The sequence below is a fragment of the Rania fehmarnensis genome, from assembly GCF_056494185.1.
Genome location: NZ_CM151398.1, coordinates 6,777,385 through 6,795,700 on the forward strand (window position 1 = coordinate 6,777,385; position 18,316 = coordinate 6,795,700).

The window sequence follows — 18,316 nt, forward strand, 5'->3', positions numbered from 1 at the left end:
CCTAGCGCAAAGCCATAACGCCGCGTTATGCTCTGCAGGATCATCCATGACCCGCACCAACCAGCTCTGTGTACTTTTGTTCAGATTGCTTACTGCCAGTCGGTGGCAAACCTGGCTCCGCAATCTCACAGTCCACAGCCTCATCGGTGGACTTTCGACCGACATGGACAGATTGCATCAAAAAAAAGTCTTAGCCAGGCATAAGGTCGCTAGCTATATTTATCGTCACACGTGTTACACCCACTGCTCGCGTAATTCGCTTATAAAACGCAGAGTACGCGAAGAACGCAGAGAAAAACCATGTGGGGTTCATGCTCTTCATTTAGACAACTAGCCACCAAATGATGCCTTGAGAATGCCCGGTCGTCACCTGCTGATTCTGATGCTGTTGCTGCAGCTAGCGGGCTGGTGGTGGTTGCATGCGCAGTTGCCGTACTTGGGTACCGGCAATCATACAAGCGTGTGGCCCGGTGCGGAACGGACAACTTTGTTTAAATCATTGGATGGCACACCTATTTACAAAGAAGAGTATCTGCGATTCGATCTCGTCAATCGTGCCTGGCAATCCCTAAATCGCCGCCAGATGTTCGCAGAAGATGCTGAACTTCGGCATGTGCCAGCTTTCTGGCAACTGACCAGTCCACGCGGGGGTCAGCAAAATTACGGTGCCGAGCAGTTCGATCGGCATACACTCGCGGTACTCAAACGTCGCCAGTTGCCGTTTACCGATTTTCAAGTGAATGCAGTCGACTCACCGCGCATCGTGGGCAATCGCTGGGTCATTCAAGTAACTGAGACGGCGATCGACTACGTGGACCTGGAGACGGAGCCACTACTAACGGTCAGTACTCTTCCCCGCATCGCATCCAAACATTTTTCACATATCATCATAAGCGTTGACGGAGTGGCACGCCCCTCGCTATGGATTGCGAATTCGGTGCGTTCAGCGCCGCATCTCACAGCGCCGACTGGCGTCGAACTCTATCGCATCGACGCCACTGGCCAACTGCGTTTGGTCAGTCAGTGGAACATCGCGGAAATGACGCAGTCGGTGGTCACCTGGCAGGATAAAGTTGCCAGTATTGAACCTGGACGAAACCAAATCGAAGTCCGTTCGCAAGTTGATGGCCAAATACTCTGGCGGACAGAATTACCCGTGGGGTTCAGCGCCGTAGACTGGGTGTTGCGCAACGACACCGCTTCTACACCTGTGTTTCGCGTTTGGGGCCATTCGTCGGCGTTTTACGATATTGAGGCAGGCGCGTATTTGGCGCAGCCAGCCCGTGCCATAGATTTGATTGACAGTCTGCCTGGGCACAAGCTGCTGCTGTTTCAGTTGCTAAGTGGGCAGTATGCCATCTTCGATCCCGCGCGCGATCGAACGGTTTGGACAGCGCCAGCACACAGCCACAGCCGTGTTTATTTGCGTGACCAGCAATCGACCACGCTTGTTGATCGCATGTACGGATTGAGTTTTTTTAAACTCGATCATGCAAGTCAGCGCGTCGTCGAGACCTATCGGCCGTTTCTATGGGCCACTTGGGGCTGTTGGGGGCTGAGCGCGTTGTATGTGCTGTGGAGCCTGGCCTGGATCGGAGCATTACCGGTTGGGATCTTGCGAAGCTCGGTCTCGACGACCATGCCTGGCAGCGCGATTGCTCAAGGTACGAGCCTGCGGAATAATGTGTGGCTCGATGTCATGCTAATTATTGCGGTGCCACTGTTGTTATGCAGTTACAGGCTGGCTACGCGCGGTTCGATAGATTCCGATCGGCCAGCCTTTCAAATCGCTTTGGCGCTGTGTTACAGTTTGGTATTGCTGCTGAGCGCATGGTTGGTTCTTGGCGACACACCGCTAAGTGTCAGACTCCGCTCGGCGTTTCCACTAGGCTTAACCGTCTTGGCAGCCATGGCAGTCATGCTGAGTGAACATTCCATCGCCAGCCGGTTGATGCAAGTGCTGGCTCTGGCCATGCTCCTTACTTTGAACTATCTGCAGATCCTGCGCATGCTGGGTTTTCGATTGGTCCACTCGAGTGTGAAGCCCGCAAACCAGATAGATGAACGAGCGCGAGTTACCTTAATGGATTACTTTGTAATCACCATGCTGGTAGCGTTACTCTTGGGCCTGCTGAGCGCGCCACTCTCGCCGCGGGAGAATGTAGGGCGTAGTATGCGGCCCATAGAACTAGCCGTGCTGATCATCTTGGTCAGTCAGGTGTTGATGATGCACATGGCTTTGGCCAGGCGACCAACCTGGTTTGCCCTGGCAGCCACTGTTGCGTGGACCTGCTTAGGGATGTTGTCTGCAGTTCTAGCCTTACAGATGTTCGTCGGTCTGTGGCTGCCAGACTTCAGTTCCTATGACCGCATCGGAATGCTATTGTTAGCGATTACTGCATCCAGTGTGGCTGCGTTCTTACCGCATCGCATGCGCGGCTATCGTTGGTGCAGAAACACCTCACTGGAACCTAAGCAAGTCGATACGTCGGATTCGGCAGTAGGGCACTCCTGACTATGCGTCCGTATTATACAAACCGATTGGTCCTTCTCATCGCACTCGCCATACAAGTGGCGATATGGATCGTAGCGTCGCGGGCGCTTCCAGTGATGGGGTATCGATCTGCGATTGAATGGAATCAAGATCGAAGCATTTGCTATTGTGCCTCAACGAGCATATTCGGTAACCAAGAGTATTGGGGATACTGGCTGGCCTTTGACCTCGACCAGAATCGTTGGTCGATAAGTGATGCAATCGATCGTAGCCTGTTCCAGGCTGGCGCAGTGCAGCCACCCAGCTACTGGTCGATCACCTGTATTAATCCACACACTTTCGAGCAACGCGATTCCACCTCGAATCAACTCCTGGCTAAGCGCGAGCTGAACATCGAAGGAGAATTCGCGGGCTTCCTAAATGGCCGTTATCTACTGATCATAAAAGATGGCATTCAGTGGCTGGACCTCGATCGCCCTGATTCTGAATTGCAACCGCTCGCAGACTCGATCCTGCCGGTGCTGCAACCGGCAGGCACGCCGGGTCTGGGCTCGATACAACCATCGAGTTCTGAGTATCGCGCGCCGGTCAAGGCCAAGCCCTTTAACCGGGTGGTCGATTTGAATGATGGCTCGTTTCTGGCCATTCGAAGTTTGCCTGCTGCCAGCGACGTCGCCCTCTTTCGATTCAACGATCAAGGAGTCCCACAAGAGGTTGCACAGTGGCAGACGTTGCAAGGTGAAGCGTCCGGTTTTGATCAGTATGTGGCCACTGTCAATCCTAAACTGGGCGACATCGAGATTCGCGATAAACGTGACGGCAGTATTGTGCGAGTTATCAATTTTCCACTCGATCTGTATCCCAAACCGAACTGGTCTGCCTTGGTCATTGAAAACCAGTGGCAACTTCGCGGTGAATTGTTGGCTATTGAAAAGAAGAACGCGTGGAGCTACTACGATATGCGCGTGGGGCGTTGGTTGCATTCGCCCGACAGCCGCAGCGAAATGCTCTCGCGCTCTCTTAAAACAAATCTGGCCGTGTTCCTGGTCGGCAACCGCGACAAAATCGTCTTCGACGAAGAACAAAACCGAGTTCTCTTTACGTTACCCGACAGCGTGGCCAACGCCGTTGAGGTTCTTGATCGCGATAGGACTGTAGTCTTAGATACCCGTTACGGAGCGAGCTTTCATTTCTACGACAATGCAACCGGTCGTTGGATACGGACCTACGCCCCGTTTGTTCACGCTCCGTATTCGACTGTGATACTGCTGGCGATATTTGTGGTCTGGTGTGTGCTCTGGCTGCGAGCCTCGGTCGTGTCGGACACTTGGGTATGGCTGGATGTGATGTTGATCGTCGGTGTGCCGCTGGCCATGTTGTCGTGGCGAGCTGCGATGGGACCAGTTTGGGACTTGGCCCGTCCCACGTTCAGTTACGCTTTAGGCCTGGCCTTGGGAATGACGCTGCCGTGTTGCTTGTGGTTGATCCTGAGCAAGTATCGCTGGCCGATTCGCGTGTTACCGCTGCTGTTTTTGGAGGCTGCGCTGCTAGTCGATTTCCGCTTGATCTTCGGCTCGATACATCTACTGATCGAAGTCGGCATGTTGAACGTCAATATCCCTGCAGTGATGCTGTTGATACCCTTGATCGCGCTGGCCGTCATCGGCGTCCGCTGGCGACGAGAAAACACAAGCGACGAATCACTCGGCCTGCGGGGGCGAATGCGCTTGAGCGATCTGTTTTTGTTGACGATTGCCGTTGCGCTGGTGATGGCCGCCGCAGGTTCCACGCTCAGTGGGTTGATCAAGCTGCCAATCTATCTGAGCACGAAGGACATCTTGATCTTTACCGGCGGCGTAGCCTGGGTAACGCTGATCGCCGCCGGTTGTTTTGCGCGGCGATCAACGTGGTTTGTCGTGATCAGTGTGTTGCAGATATTGTGTGGTGTGGTCCTGGTTGTCGAAGCCGTTTACAGTTTTGCCTCCGACATACCATTACATTACCTCTGGAGCGAAACCGTGCAGGCGCGCAGCATTCTCTCGGCGGGCGTAGCTGTTTGGATTGCCTGCCAACCCTTTCGCCTCCGCGGCTATCGATTCGGTCGCTAGAGCGAACCTGTAGAGCGGCTGTCCCCAGCCGCTCCGCACCCGGCAAGTCGTTTGCCTGTAATATTAGTCTCACGTAGATCGGCTCTCCAGGGCCGCTCTACCATGTGCTAGTCACTCGGTCGGTAGATGGTTGGGTTAGTGGGTGCTGAGCAGCTGAGGACAGCTGCTCTACGAGTGACCTCACTCCGCTTCAGGTTCCTCAGGCTTGTCAGCTTCCTCAGCCTCGGCCGCTTCGGTTGGTTTCGCATCGCTGGCCAGTTCTTTGGAGACCACTAGCTCATCGGCAACTTTCAAGTTGGCGGCATCACCGAGCAATTGTCGTACGAACTCAATGCGAGGTTTCTGATCACCGACTATCTTCTTGCTGGTGAAGAAGTCGACCAGGTAACGTTGCGATTCGGGTTTCTCAGGCAACTTGAAACGATCGCCTTTCTGCAAGATCGGCATGTGATCGGCCATGGAACCAAAGCTCTCGCTGCCGGCCACCTGGCAGGGAAACCAGAAACCATGACCATCGGCATCTTCCAGATAAAACTCTGGATACGAATGACCTGGGATCCAGACGACGCGAGCCGGAATACCACTGGCGCGGCAAATCGCAATAAATACGCCCGACATATCTTCGCAGTCACCCTCTTTCTCTTTGAGGGTCTTCAAAGTCTCCTTGATATCGCCACGTGTGTACTTGATGTTCTCGCGCGTCCAATCGTAGATCAGCCGCACATGTTGCCACGCGTCCTCGGGTTTTTTATCTGCCAGGTCGCGTGCGATGCGTTTGATCTGGCCACTGGTTGCATCGATGTTCGGACTGTTGCCCATGAACAGCTTGATTTCGCGCGGCAATTTATTGGGCTTGGGAATCACCAATGAACTGGGATCGGTTGGTCCTACGACGTGGCTTTTGGTGATGCGCACCTTGACGATAACTTCGAGCGTCTGTTGAGCCGGAATCTGCGGTGCCATCATGACCAGTTGCCGGCTGCCACCGGGCAGATCGCGCAAGGTCTGGCGAATGCCGGGCGGTACGCTGGCTTGCAGGATCTCAACCTTCTGCTCGGGCCATTCAGCCGGAAAGGCGGTCGTGCCCACCGTTTCGCCCAACTGACCGCTGCGGGTCGTAATCTTCAATCCGATATTGGCTTCGATCACGCGGGGGTTGGCGTAGGTGACCATCTCCACCGCTGGCGGCGTTTCGTCTTTAGCCTTCTCAGTCTTTTTGCGCTGAGCCCACGCGGGGTTTGGCAAGCACACCAGAGCTAGTGCCGCCACATAGGCAAACGTTGGTAAGCCACGAATCGATACAGCAATCACGCTTAGGGCACTCCAAACCAGAAACGGACACACCGGGCCTATCCCTTTCAGTTTGTTTCATTTGGCAATGGATTGCAAAAGAAACCCGCCCTAAATTTGACATTTGGAGGGGCAGTGCCCTGCCAAACCGAACATGCCGCTCCCTGTAGCCGAAGGCGCCAGACATTTTTTTAAAAACGCAGAGACGCCGAGAATCGCAGAGAAGACCAAGGGCCGGGTCGACTCATCTTCAGTGTTTTCTCTGCGATCCTCTGCGGACTCTGCGTTTCCATGTCTTCCCAGGTGCAAGGATGACCTGTAGCCGACGTCGCCAGACTTTGGATGCGTCACCCATCGATTTCCAATCTCTGGCGAGATCGGCTACCCCCGCGGCAAATCTAAGTGGTGGACATTCCTGAATCAGGGCGATACTATAGATTACTTGCCGTTCTACTTATCCTGCAGGTTCCTGCCGTGAACTCGTTTTTGTGGCCAAGGCGACGATCTATCTGCTCAAATTGGGCAGCCGTGCGCCCATTGGTTGGCTGCCTGCTGATACTGGTCCTCGGTACGGTGACCGCTCCGTCGGCCTTTGCCGGTTGCGAACATGGAGTGCGAGCTAACGAGGTTCAGGTCGTCGACGGCCTCGAACCATCGCTGCTGGGCAAATGGCAATACGTGGCTGGCCAGAGCTATTTCTTGTTCCATCCGCTGCCCGTGGAGTGCGATGGTCCCCAGTGCAAATCCGCTCCGCAGCCGGCCAATCAAATGTCGACTGTGCCGACCAATGCCCCGAAGTTGGTTCCGTTTGCCCAGGGTGAATTCTCTCTCACGACGGACCGACCGCAGTCCGAAGATGTGACAGTTGGCATTAGATTTTTGCCTGGCTCACCAACTCTGGATGGTCTGCTGCGACCACCACAATTTGCGTAACGCGGGTGCACTGTCTCCTCCCCAAGACAAAGCCTTGGGGAGGCCACGTGCACATGTCTCTTGATGAATGCAAATTGATTTATTTGTAGCCGCAGTATTTTGCTGCTACACCCAGTCGTAACCCAAGTTTTAGACGCAGAGTGCCCTCGGTGCTTCTCGATGGGTTTACATCAGGCGTCGATCAAGTCGCGATGGCCGAGTTAATCCCTCGCCAGCCCGACGGGTTACGCGCCAGCGTCCCACAGCCATTCAAGCCTCTGCCACTAGAGCATGTTTTTGGAGCCAACGATGAGTAGTGCGGAAGTACCAGCCACTTCTCCCAAGCCGATGCCCAAGCCCAAGCGTGTTATTGGACCGCGTTTGCGCATCTTGCTGGTGGTCGTCCTAGCCCTATTTTCGCTGCTAGGTGCAAACGGAATTTATCTGTTTGCCATTACGTGGCTGCAACATTTTACTGGTCAAGTCTATGAAGACTTCTTCTACCAGATCATGTTTGGCGTGCACTTGGTCCTGGGCATAATCATTGTCGCCCCTGTGATCATCTTCGGCATCATTCACTTGCTGAACGCCCGCAACCGGCGGAACAAGCGAGCTGTGCGTATCGGTTACGCACTGTTCGCGATCTCGATTGCTGTGCTGGTCAGCGGCGTATTGCTCATGCGGTCCTTTGGCATCGAGCTGCGGGCCACGGCGCGTGACGTGGTTTACTGGGCACACATCGCTTGTCCACTGCTGGCCATCTGGTTGTATTGGCTCCATCGCCTGGTCGGACCGCGTATCAAATGGTATGTCGCGCGGCGCATTGGTTTGGCTACCGCGGTGGTGGTGGGGCTGATGGTCTTTGTGCAGATGCAAGATCCGCGCGACTGGAATGTGGCTGGTCCTAAAGATGGCGAAAAATACTTCCAGCCTTCGCTCGCCCGCACTTCGACAGGCAATTTCATTCCTGCCAAAGCCATTCAAAACGATGAATACTGCATGAAGTGTCACCAAGATGTTTACAACAGTTGGTTTCACAGTGCCCACCACTTCAGCTCGTTCAACAATCCAGCTTACCTGGCATCCATTCGTGAGACTCGCAAAGTCGTGCAAGAGCGCGACGGTAGCGTCCAGGCGTCGCGCTGGTGCGCAGGTTGCCATGACCCCGTGCCGTTCTTCAGCGGTGCCTTCGATAAACCCGACTATGACGATGTCAAGGATCCGACATCGCAAGCCGGGATTACATGTACCGCTTGTCACGCCATCACCAACGTCGGTGGCGATCCGCACGACAAACGCTACGTGGGCAATGCCAACTATGTCATCGAAGAACCGATTCAGTATCCGTTTACTTATTCGGAATCACCTGCCCTACAGAAGATTAACGAACTGCTGATCAAGGCCAAACCGAGCTTTCACAAAAAGACCTTTCTCAAACCATTCCACAAGACCGCAGAGTTCTGCAGTTCGTGCCACAAGGTTCACTTGCCCAAAGAAGTCACGCAGTACAAGGACTTCGTTCGCGGTCAGAATCACTACGACAGTTTCTTGCTCAGTGGAGTATCGGGGCACGGCGCGCAGAGCTTCTATTACCCCAAGATTGCCGAAACCAATTGCAATGGTTGTCACATGCCCGGGCAAGTCTCCAATGACTTCGCCTCCAAGTTTGATCCCAAGCTGGGCAAGAATGCGGTGCACGACCACTTCTTCCCAGGTGCCAATACGGCTCTGCCTTGGTGGCGCGGAGATGACGAGGTGATTGAAAGGTCCCAAGCCCTGCTGAAGGGCACCACGCGGATCGATATCTTCGGTGTGCGTGAAGGGGGTACGATCGAAGGCAAACTGAGCGCGCCGCTCGAAAAGGATCTGCCTACGCTTACTGCCGGCCAAGACGTGTTGATTGAAACGGTGATACGCACGCTGAAACTTGGTCATCACTTGACGCAAGGCACCGTGGATTCAAATGAACTGTGGGTCGAAGTCACGGCCAAGTGCGGCGATAAACTGATCGGCAAGAGCGGTGGGATGGATGGTCAGGGCGAAGTCGATCCCTGGTCACACTTCGTCAACGTGTTCATGCTGGATCGCAATGGCAATCGCATCGCCCGCCGCAATGCTCAAGATATCTTCGTGCCCCTCTACAACCATCAAATCCCGCCTGGGGCTGGGCAAACGGTGCACTATGCATTGTCAATCCCCGAGTGGGCTGATGCGCCGATCGAAATCGAAGTCGCCCTGAAGTATCGCAAGTTCGATAAGGGCTATGTGGACTTTATGAATTCGATACGGCGTCCTGGTGACATTGAATTTAAAGAACAAGGCCCAGCCGGCGTAGCCCCTAACAAGTTGCCTATCGTCACGATGTGTTCGGATCGCCTTGTGCTGCCCGTCAAGAAGATGGATGGACAAGTTGTAGCCGTCTCGGCCCAAGCCAACGCGGACCGCAAAGTTCCACCGACTTGGGAACGCTGGAACGATTATGGTATCGGCATGTTGCTGTCCGGCAGGACACAGCTGTTGCAAGCGGCTGAGGCCTTTGCCGAAGTCGAGAAGCTCGGTCGCTACGATGGGCCAATCAATCTTGCCCGAGTTTTATGGGCGGAAGGCGATTTAGATGGAGCCACGCTGGCCTTGAGTCGCGCGGCAACGATGGATCCACCGCCACCGGCTTGGACGGCCGCCTGGCTGAGTGGCGAAATCAATCGCGAGCAAGGTAATTTCGAAACGGCCGCCGAAAACTTTCGTAGCGTACTGTATGACGATACGCAGGAGCGACGGGATCGTCAGTTCGATTTCAGTCGCGACTATCGCATCCACAATACGCTTGGACTGACCTTGATCGACCTGGCGGCTCAAGCGGCCAATCGTCAGGATGCCGAGTTGGCAAGCGAGTATCTGCAGCAAGCGGAAACAGAGTTCAAGCGAGCGCTGGCAGATGATTCAGAAAACTTGACCGCCCATGCTAGTCTGGCCGCAGTGTACAAACGACAAGGTAATGACGCGCTGGCTGCCAAACACGAAGAGCTGCACCTGCGATACAAGGCAGACGACAACGCCAGCGATGTGGCTCGCCCCAACGCGCGCCGCAAATACCCGGCCGCTGACCATGCTGCTGAACCACTGGTTATCTACTCTCTCAATCGAGCCGAAGCCTACGGCCTGGCTACGGCCAAGTAGTGCGATCTTCATTCAATTCCATAAAGGCTGTCCATCAATGTCGAAATCTACTAAATCCAAGACACCACAATTCGACGAGAATCTCGATCGCGAAGATGTGCAGGACGACGCCATCATCGGACGCGCGCTGCGCATCTCGTTGGGACTTGCGGCCGCCTTTGGTTGCCTGGTGCTAGGCATCGCCGCCGTCGCCTGGTGGGGTCGCAAGCCGGTTGAGGTCAAGGAAACCGAACTCGTGCTGCCAATCAAACGCAAAGCACCTACGGTCGCCAAACCCAACTTGCCGCTGGAAGATATCACTGCCAGTTCCGGCATCGATTGGAAACATTTCAATGCGATGGAAGGCGAGAAACTGTTACCGGAGACCATGGGGGGTGGCGTGTCGATCTTCGACTTTGATAACGATGGCGATCAGGACATTCTGTTTGTCGGCGGCGAATCGTGGAGTTGGGCGCGATCTGTCTTTGGTAATCCACGATCGCTTTGCCTGTATGCTAATGACGGTTCGGCCAAGTTCACCAATGTCACGGAGGAGGTTGGACTCCAAATTCGCATGCAAGCCATGGGCGGTACGGTTGGTGACTACGACAACGATGGGTGGGTGGATTTGCTGGTAACGGGTGTGGGAGGCAACCGCTTGTTCCGAAATCAGAACGGCAAGTTCACCGATGTCACAGCAGATGCCGGCCTGGCTGGCAAGCCGCAGGACTGGACTACGTGCGCAGTGTGGTTTGATTACGACAACGATTCGCGTTTGGACCTGTATATTGGCAATTACGTGTTGTGGAATCGCGAGCTGGATTTGACGCTCGGTTTTTCATTGACCGGGGTAGGTCGAGCATATGGCCAGCCCACGAATTTTACCGGCATGCACTCGTACCTGTTCCACAACGATGGTGAAGGCAAATTCACGGATGTCTCGCAGGTAGCCGGATTCCAAATCAATAACCCCAACACGCCAGTGCCAGAAGGCAAAGCCCTAGGGGTGACGGCCACCGATGTCAATCAAGATGGTTGGCTGGACTTGATTGTCGCCAATGATACAGTTCGCAAGTACTTGTTCGTCAATCAACAGAATGGCACGTTTAAGGAAGAAGGTATTCCTCAAGGTATCGCCTTTGATCGCAACGGTGAAGCCACAGGGGCGATGGGTATCGATTCCGCTTGTTTCCGCAATGGTGATGTGTTAGGCGTGGCCATCGGCAACTTTGCCAACGAACCATGTTCGCTGTATGTATCCAATAAAGGTGAGCCATTCCTGGATGAAGCCATGCCCAGCGGCCTTGGCCCCGTGACTCGGTTAAGTCTGACCTTCGGCATGTTCTTTGCTGATTTGGATTTGGATGGTCGCATGGACGTTGTATGCGCCAACGGTCACTTGGAACAAGAGATTGCCAAAGTCCAGCCCAATCAACACTACGAACAGTCGCCGCTCTACTTCTGGAACGCCGGCTCGCAAGGCGGCAGTGAACTGGTGCGTTGGGAAGAAGAACAACTAGGCAAAGCTGCATCGCAACCAATCGTGGGTCGCGGCGCCGCTTACGGTGACCTGGATGGCGATGGCGATCTGGATATCGTGCTAGTCTCTAACGGCGGTTTGCCAAAGGTCTTGCGCAATAATCAACAACTTGGTCATCACTGGTTGCGAGTCAAGCTGAAAGGCAATGAATGCAACCGCGATGCCATTGGAGCTCAAGTACGACTGACCGCCAATGGTGTGAAACAAACGCGCTGCGTGACCGCCACTCGCAGCTACTTGAGCCAATGTGAGCTGCCAGTGACCTTCGGCTTGGGCACAGCTGACAAACCCGTCAGCATTGAAATCGAGTGGCCCGGCGGCAAGAAACAACTTGTCGAGAACCTGGCCCTCGACCAGCTACATGTAATCGAACAACAGTAAAGCGATTCTGTAGAGCGGCTGTCCCCAGCCGCTCAGCACCCTCTAACCCATGCGCCTACCGACCTCGCGCCCGGGAGGGCGAAAGTCGGTAGATGATTTGGTTAGAGGGTGCTGAGCAGCTGAGGACAGCTGCTCTACGGTTTACTGCTCTAAATCGATTCGATATGCAGGCTACGTTTGCGGCGTTCGTCGCGGCGGACATCATCGATCATGTTGCTGACGACTGCCACCTGGTCGATCCCCGACAGCTTCAGCATCGGATCGCTGCGATCGCTGCTGGTGACGGTGATCGTACCGACGCCCAGCATGCGTTGCACGAGCCCTTGGACAAAGCTCACATCGTCGATGTCGATCACTTCAATGCGATCGGTACGTCGTACGAGGATGCCACGTTGATGGATAAATCGCTGGCTGGTCAGCTCATAGTGCACCGACATCCGGCGGTAGACATAAGTGCCAATCGCAAAACACCACCACAAGATAATTGCGGCTCCGCCCGCCGGCCAAAGAGCGGGATGTTGATTGCCAAACATTGACAGAGCCACCAGCGCCGCGACCGTCACAATAGCCGAAATCAGCCACGTTCCATACATGGCTTTGGCCGAGTATCCACCTTTCCACAAGCTGCGTTCAGCCGAAGAAGGTGCCGAAGCCGCCGCGCGTTGGCCGGCCGCCTCGAGAAACTGGTCCTTGGGATTTCCGCCCGAAGTGGGGTCATTGGACATTTATGGTTTCTCCGTCAAAAAGGTTGTTCAATTGCTGTGGTTAAAAAGTATAGCGAAGTTAATGTGCGTCGTGCACGCGTAACGGAACGTGCCCAGCGATTCGCGTCCGACTTCGCGCCACGATCTCGAAAGCCTTGACGGCTTCCGCTACGGGTTTCATTGGCTGATTCCCCAGTCCAATTAGGCGCGATTTGCGGGTGTGAATGGGTGTACAGTGGTTTAAAATGGTCCACGTGCAATGCCGATGATTCACCTTCGAGAGACGAACATGCGAGATCTTCAAAAAGCCCTCTTACTTTCCCTGGCCTGTTGGGTCAGCTTTTCAATTGGCCCTTCTCTGCAGGCAGACGAACGCAGCGACTATGTGCGAGCTCATTACACCAAGCTCGAAGCTCGCATCCCCATGCGTGATGGCAAACATCTGTTCACTTCGATCTATATTCCCAACGATCTGGATGCCACTAAGACGTACCCCATTTTACTGAATCGCACACCCTACAGCGTGGCTCCCTACGGAGCTAGCAAGTACAAAGCAGCCATCGGACCGAGCCCCGAGTTCGAAAAGAGTGGCTATATCTTCGCGTTTCAGGATGTGCGCGGGCGCTATATGAGCGAAGGGGAATTCGTGAACATGCGCCCCCATATCCCGGCCAAACAAGGTAAGGAGATCGATGAGAGCAGCGATACCTATGACACGATTGACTGGCTGGTCAAGAACGTGCCACGCAACAATAGCCGCGTGGGCATGTATGGTATTTCGTACCCCGGTTTCTACACCTCCGCTGGCACGATCGATTCCCATCCGGCTCTGGTGGCTGCCTCGCCGCAAGCACCGATCGCCGACTGGTTCTTTGATGACTTCCATCGCAATGGCGCCTTTGTGCTGCCGATGGGCTTTGGATTCTTTGGTGGATTTGGCCAACCGCGGCCGGAACCGACTCCCGTGTCGGCTAAGGGACCTGAACTGAAGACCCGCGATGGCTACCAGTTTTATCTCGATCTCGGTCCCTTGAGCAACATTGATCGCCAGTACTTTCACGATGAGGTCAGTTTCTGGAACGATATTGAATCCCATCCCAACTACGATAACTTCTGGCAATCACGCAACATCTTGCCGCACTTGAAGAAAGTGGGTTGTGCCGTGCTGACCGTTGGTGGTTGGTACGACACGGAAGACTTGTATGGCCCCTTAGCAACCTATGCAGCGATCGAAGCTCAGAATCCCAATACGGAAAATCGTCTGATCATGGGACCGTGGTATCACGGCGCCTGGTCGCGCGATGAAGCCCGCAAACTGGGCACCGCCGACTTTGGTTTCCCGACCGGACAATGGTTTCGCGACCAGGTTCAGTTTCCATTCTTTGAATATCACTTGAAACAAAAAGGCTCACTGGGCCTGGCGGAGGCTACGGTCTTCGAAACCGGTGCCAACCGCTGGCGACAGTTCGATCAATGGCCGCCCAAGGCTAGCGCACCAACCAAGTTCTTCTTCAGCGGCAAAGGCACCTTGGCCACTGAACCGGTGGCCCAAGCCGGTGAAGATGCCTTCATCAGCGATCCCAGCAAACCTGTACCCTACACGCAAGAGATCACCACGCGTTGGGCTCGCGAGTACGTGACCGAAGATCAGCGGTTTGCCGCCTGGCGCCCCGATGTGCTAGTCTACCGCGGCCAAGTATTAACCGAACATCAAACGATCGCTGGCGCAGTCGAAGTCGACATGTGGGTGGCCAGCACCGGCAGCGATGCAGATTGGATCGTCAAACTGATCGACGAGTTCCCAGGCGAACCCATCGATGGTTCGAAGTACAACGAGGGGCCAGGTGAGCCAATCTTGAGTGGCCGACAAGAGCTTGTGCGGGCGGGAGTCCTGCGCGGACGCTTCCGCGAGAGCTTTGATAAACCTGTGGCCATGAAGCCCGGTGAACCTACGCGCATTCGCTTTAGCTTGAGCGACATCATGCATACCTTCAGACCAGGCCATCGCGTGATGATCCAAGTCCAAAGTACGTGGTTCCCGTTTATCGATCGCAATCCGCAAAAGTTTGTACCCAATATCTTCATGGCCAAAGAAGAAGACTTTATTACGGCTACACACAAACTACTGTACTCACGTGACTTGCCTAGCCATGTGTCGCTGCCAGTACTCCCTCAATAGATTCGCTTAGTCTGAACTATATGACGCTTGGAAATGTCGTTATCGTCGATGATGAAAAGTCGATGGGTGAGCTGCTGGTTACCGATCTGCGATTGCGGGGTTATAACTCCACGGCATTTACTGCCGCAGCACCGGCGATCGAGTACATCAAGACTCACCCAGTCGACTGTTTGATTACCGATGTACGCATGCCAGGTACCGGCGGGATTGAGTTGTGTGCTCAACTGAGCAAACTGCATCCGCAGTTGCCGGTGATTGTCATGACGGCCTTTGGCAGTATGGATACAGCGGTAGCAGCTTTGCGCAGCGGAGCCTACGATTTTCTGACTAAGCCCATTGAGTCTGATTTGCTGGCCGCGGCCATCGATCGCGCGATCAAACACCATCGGTTGCAAGAGACTGTGCGCCGACTGAGCGAGACGGTCGATCACAATCGCCACTTCGGTGAATTGCTTGGCGATAGTCCCGCCATGCAAGAGATCTATGCTCAACTGGCACAGTTGGCAGAGACCGATACTTCGGTGCTCATTACTGGCCAAAGTGGAACCGGTAAAGAATTGGTGGCTCGCAGTATTCATCGTCGCAGTCGTCGAGCCTCTGCGCAGCTGGTGGCTGTCAACTGCGCGGCGCTGCCGGAAGCACTCTTGGAAAGTGAACTATTTGGTCACACCAAAGGTGCATTCACCGATGCGCGCGGCGAGCGCAAAGGACTATTTGTCGAAGCCCACGGCGGCACCTTGTTTTTGGATGAAATCGGCGAGCTGCCTCTGAGCATGCAAGTGAAACTACTGCGGGTGTTGGAACAGCGTTCGGTTCGGCCGGTCGGTAGCGATCGCGAGATCCCTATCGATGTGCGTTTAATATCCGCCACCAATCGCGACTTGGAGTCCGCGGTCGAAGAACATACGTTTCGCGAAGATCTGTTTTATCGCATCAACGTCATTCAGATCGAACTGCCGCCTCTTAAGCAGCGCGGCTCGGATATTCTGCTGATCGCACAGCACTACGTCATCCAGTTTGCTCAGCGCATGCAGAAGCCGGTCGGTGGGCTCGACTCGGCCACCGCCGAGCGGCTGCTCAGTTATAGTTGGCCCGGCAATGTCCGCGAGCTGCGCAATGTCATCGAGCGCGCGGTTGCGCTCACGCGCTCCGACAAGATTCTGGTTAGCGATCTACCGAGCAAGATTCAAGAGTTTAAATCAGCCCAGACAATGCTCGCCGGTGACGATCCCACCGAGTTGGCACCCCTGGAAGAGATTGAGCGACGCTACATTCAACATGTGCTCAAAGCCACCGACAGCAATCAAACCCAAGCCGCCCGCATCTTAGGCGTCGACCGCAAAACCCTAAGTCGCAAGTTAAACCGTGAGCGAACTTAAGAGATCGCTGCTCACTGGTCGAGCAACTGCCCCCAACTGCTTTGCGTTTTAAATGCATTTTTGAAACGCAAAGACACCGAGAATCGCAGAGAAGAAAAGTCGGTTCAGGCCTTGAAAGGCCTCCTATAACAAGTAGTAGTTGGAAGCTGCGGCCCTCGACGTTTCTTCTGCGGGCTCTGCGCACTCTGCGTTTTAAAATGCATTTTTGAAACGCTGAGACGCTGAGAATCGCTGAGAAGAAAATTCGGTTCAGGCCTTGAAAGGCCTCCTATAACAAGTAGTAGCTGGAAGCTCCGGCCCTCGGCGTTTCCTCTGCGGGCTCTGCGCACTCTGCGTTTTAAATGCATTTTTGAAACGCTGAGACGCTGAGAATCGCTGAGAAGAAAATTCGGTTCAGGCCTTGAAAGGCCTCCTATAACAAGTAGTAGTTGGAAGCTGCGGCCCTCGGCGTTTCCTCTGCGGGCTCTGCGCACTCTGCGTTTTAAAATGCATTTTTGAAACGCAAAGACACCGAGAATCGCAGAGAAGAAAAGTCGGTCAGGCCTTGAAAGGCCTCCTATAACAAGTAGCAGTTGGAAGCTGCGGCCCTCGGCGTTTCCTCCGCGGGCTCTGCGCACTCTGCGTTTTAAAATGCATTTTTGAAACGCAAAGACACCGAGAATCGCAGAGAAGAAAATTCGGTTCAGGCCTTGAAAGGCCTCCTATAACAAGTAGTAGTTGGAAGCTGCGGCCCTCGGCGTTTCCTCTGCGGGCTCTACGCACTCTGCGTTTTAAATGCATTTTTAAAACGCTGAGACGCTGAGAATCGCAGAGAAGAAAAGTCGGGAAGTTTCAGAAAGTGATTTAATTTCGGGAGATTAAAACTATGCGCATGACAGAACTAACTTCTGGGATAATCGGAGCGAGTATCGAGGTTCACCGTCGTCTTGGCCCAGGATTACTTGAGTCTGCATACCGAAAATGCTTGGCGTATGAATTGAGAAAACGCGGCTTCGACGTACTCGAAGAATTCCCTGTTCCCGTCATATACGATAGTGTCCATCTGGAATGTGGATATCGCGCCGACTTGCTGGTCAACTCTCTCGTGGTCGTGGAAGCCAAGGCAAAATCAGAGCTCCATCGGATCGACAAAGCACAAGTCCTTTCTCATCTTCGACTCCTTAGACTGAATGTCGGACTGCTCATGAACTTTCACGAACTCGTATTGAAAGACGGCCTTCACCGCATCGTAAATAACTTTCGCGAATCCTAGAGACTCTACGTTTTCTCTGCGCGCTCTGCGGCCTCTGCGTTTTAAATACATTTTTAACGCAGAGAGACGTCCAGTCCGATAGAGCTAATAGGGTTCAGCAAACGCTCCAAATGCGCTCAGGCCTCCGTCGACTACTACGTCGGTTCCGGTTATGAACGAGGCACCTGGGCTGGATAGCCACAAGACTGCGGCTGCGATTTCTTCGGGTTGGCCGATGCGACCCAGTGGATGACGGTTGGCGAGCTGAGCTGCACCGCCTTGTTCGGCCAGCGTGGCCTTTACCAAAGCTGTCTCGATCGCGCCGGGTGAAACCGACATCACGCGAATGCCTTGACGCGCATATTCGACGGCCCACTGCATGGCTTGGAGCATATTGGCCGCCTTGATCGGTCCGTAAATGGGTACGCCGCGCGTGGTTCGATCCCCTTGACCACTGGCGATGTTGATCACAACTCCCGAGCCTTGTTGCTTCATCACCCGCAGTGCATATTTGGCCATGTTGGTGTAGCCCATGAAGTTGATATCGACCATCCGCTGCGCAAGGGTCGAATCGAGTTGATCAACGGGCGTATACGAAGTGGGCGGCTGGATCGCGGCGTTGTTGACTAGTACGTCCAGTGCACCAAATTGTTCAACTGTCCATTGCACCACTGCCTGGCAATCAGATTCAACTCCCGTGTCGGTGCGCCGGAGAATAACGCTTGCCGGAAGTGATTCACTCGTTTCGACCACATCGGCGGCCACCACCGTCGCGCCGCTGCTAGCGAATGCCTGGCAAATGGCCAGGCCGATGCCGCCGGCGCCACCTGTAACCAAGACAACGCGACCTTTATTATCAAATGAAACAGAGCCAATGGGACGACTTGCAGGCATACTTGGTTCTCATCCTTGGTAATGGGTAGTTTGGGCGATCAATTGGGT

General features: G+C 54.3%; 11 protein-coding genes. 8 read left to right on the plus strand and 3 right to left on the minus strand.

The window, feature by feature from the left end:
- The first annotated feature begins 355 nt into the window (after nucleotides 1–355).
- Together SH573x_RS23055 and SH573x_RS23060 are read left to right on the plus strand one after the other, a co-directional pair.
- On the plus strand, nucleotides 356–2,515 hold the full coding sequence (locus SH573x_RS23055; RefSeq protein ID WP_479350193.1) for a hypothetical protein: 2,160 nt from the start codon (nucleotides 356–358) through the stop codon (nucleotides 2,513–2,515).
- 95 nt (nucleotides 2,516–2,610) lie between these two features.
- Nucleotides 2,611–4,602, plus strand: coding sequence for a hypothetical protein (locus tag SH573x_RS23060; protein ID WP_479350195.1), 1,992 nt, complete (start codon nucleotides 2,611–2,613; stop codon nucleotides 4,600–4,602).
- A 180-nt stretch (nucleotides 4,603–4,782) separates the two neighbouring features.
- Here SH573x_RS23060 and SH573x_RS23065 read toward each other — a convergent pair whose 3' ends face one another.
- Nucleotides 4,783–5,913 carry a transglutaminase-like domain-containing protein gene (locus SH573x_RS23065; protein WP_479350196.1) on the minus strand — a complete coding sequence of 377 codons (1,131 nt, stop codon included), beginning with the start codon at nucleotides 5,911–5,913 and terminating at the stop codon, nucleotides 4,783–4,785.
- Between the two features lie 507 nt (nucleotides 5,914–6,420).
- Here SH573x_RS23065 and SH573x_RS23070 point away from each other — a divergent pair.
- The 3 genes from SH573x_RS23070 to SH573x_RS23080 all read left to right on the plus strand — a co-directional run bounded on the left by SH573x_RS23070 (nucleotide 6,421) and on the right by SH573x_RS23080 (nucleotide 11,881).
- On the plus strand, nucleotides 6,421–6,825 hold the full coding sequence (locus SH573x_RS23070; protein WP_479350197.1) for a hypothetical protein: 405 nt from the start codon (nucleotides 6,421–6,423) through the stop codon (nucleotides 6,823–6,825).
- Between the two features lie 288 nt (nucleotides 6,826–7,113).
- Nucleotides 7,114–9,981 carry a multiheme c-type cytochrome gene (locus tag SH573x_RS23075; protein ID WP_479350198.1) on the plus strand — a complete coding sequence of 956 codons (2,868 nt, stop codon included), beginning with the start codon at nucleotides 7,114–7,116 and terminating at the stop codon, nucleotides 9,979–9,981.
- A gap of 37 nt (nucleotides 9,982–10,018) precedes the next feature.
- The gene (locus SH573x_RS23080) at nucleotides 10,019–11,881 is read left to right on the plus strand and encodes a CRTAC1 family protein (protein ID WP_479350199.1); all 1,863 of its coding nucleotides are present in this window, start codon (nucleotides 10,019–10,021) and stop codon (nucleotides 11,879–11,881) included.
- Nucleotides 11,882–12,030: 149 nt separating this feature from the next.
- Here SH573x_RS23080 and SH573x_RS23085 read toward each other — a convergent pair whose 3' ends face one another.
- The gene (locus SH573x_RS23085; protein ID WP_479350201.1) at nucleotides 12,031–12,606 is read right to left on the minus strand and encodes a PH domain-containing protein; all 576 of its coding nucleotides are present in this window, start codon (nucleotides 12,604–12,606) and stop codon (nucleotides 12,031–12,033) included.
- A gap of 268 nt (nucleotides 12,607–12,874) precedes the next feature.
- Between SH573x_RS23085 and SH573x_RS23090 the strand changes: the two genes are divergently transcribed.
- From SH573x_RS23090 to SH573x_RS23100, 3 genes are all read left to right on the plus strand, one after another.
- The gene (locus SH573x_RS23090) at nucleotides 12,875–14,764 is read left to right on the plus strand and encodes a CocE/NonD family hydrolase (protein ID WP_479350202.1); all 1,890 of its coding nucleotides are present in this window, start codon (nucleotides 12,875–12,877) and stop codon (nucleotides 14,762–14,764) included.
- Between the two features lie 20 nt (nucleotides 14,765–14,784).
- Nucleotides 14,785–16,143, plus strand: a complete 1,359-nt coding sequence (locus SH573x_RS23095; RefSeq protein WP_479350203.1) for a sigma-54-dependent transcriptional regulator — start codon at nucleotides 14,785–14,787, stop codon at nucleotides 16,141–16,143.
- An 865-nt stretch (nucleotides 16,144–17,008) separates the two neighbouring features.
- Entirely contained in the window at nucleotides 17,009–17,395 is a 387-nt protein-coding gene (locus SH573x_RS23100; RefSeq protein ID WP_479350204.1) for a GxxExxY protein, read from the plus strand.
- An 84-nt stretch (nucleotides 17,396–17,479) separates the two neighbouring features.
- Here the strand turns inward: SH573x_RS23100 and SH573x_RS23105 are convergent, their stop codons facing one another.
- Nucleotides 17,480–18,268 carry an SDR family NAD(P)-dependent oxidoreductase gene (locus SH573x_RS23105; RefSeq protein ID WP_479350205.1) on the minus strand — a complete coding sequence of 263 codons (789 nt, stop codon included), beginning with the start codon at nucleotides 18,266–18,268 and terminating at the stop codon, nucleotides 17,480–17,482.
- Nucleotides 18,269–18,316 lie beyond the last annotated feature (48 nt).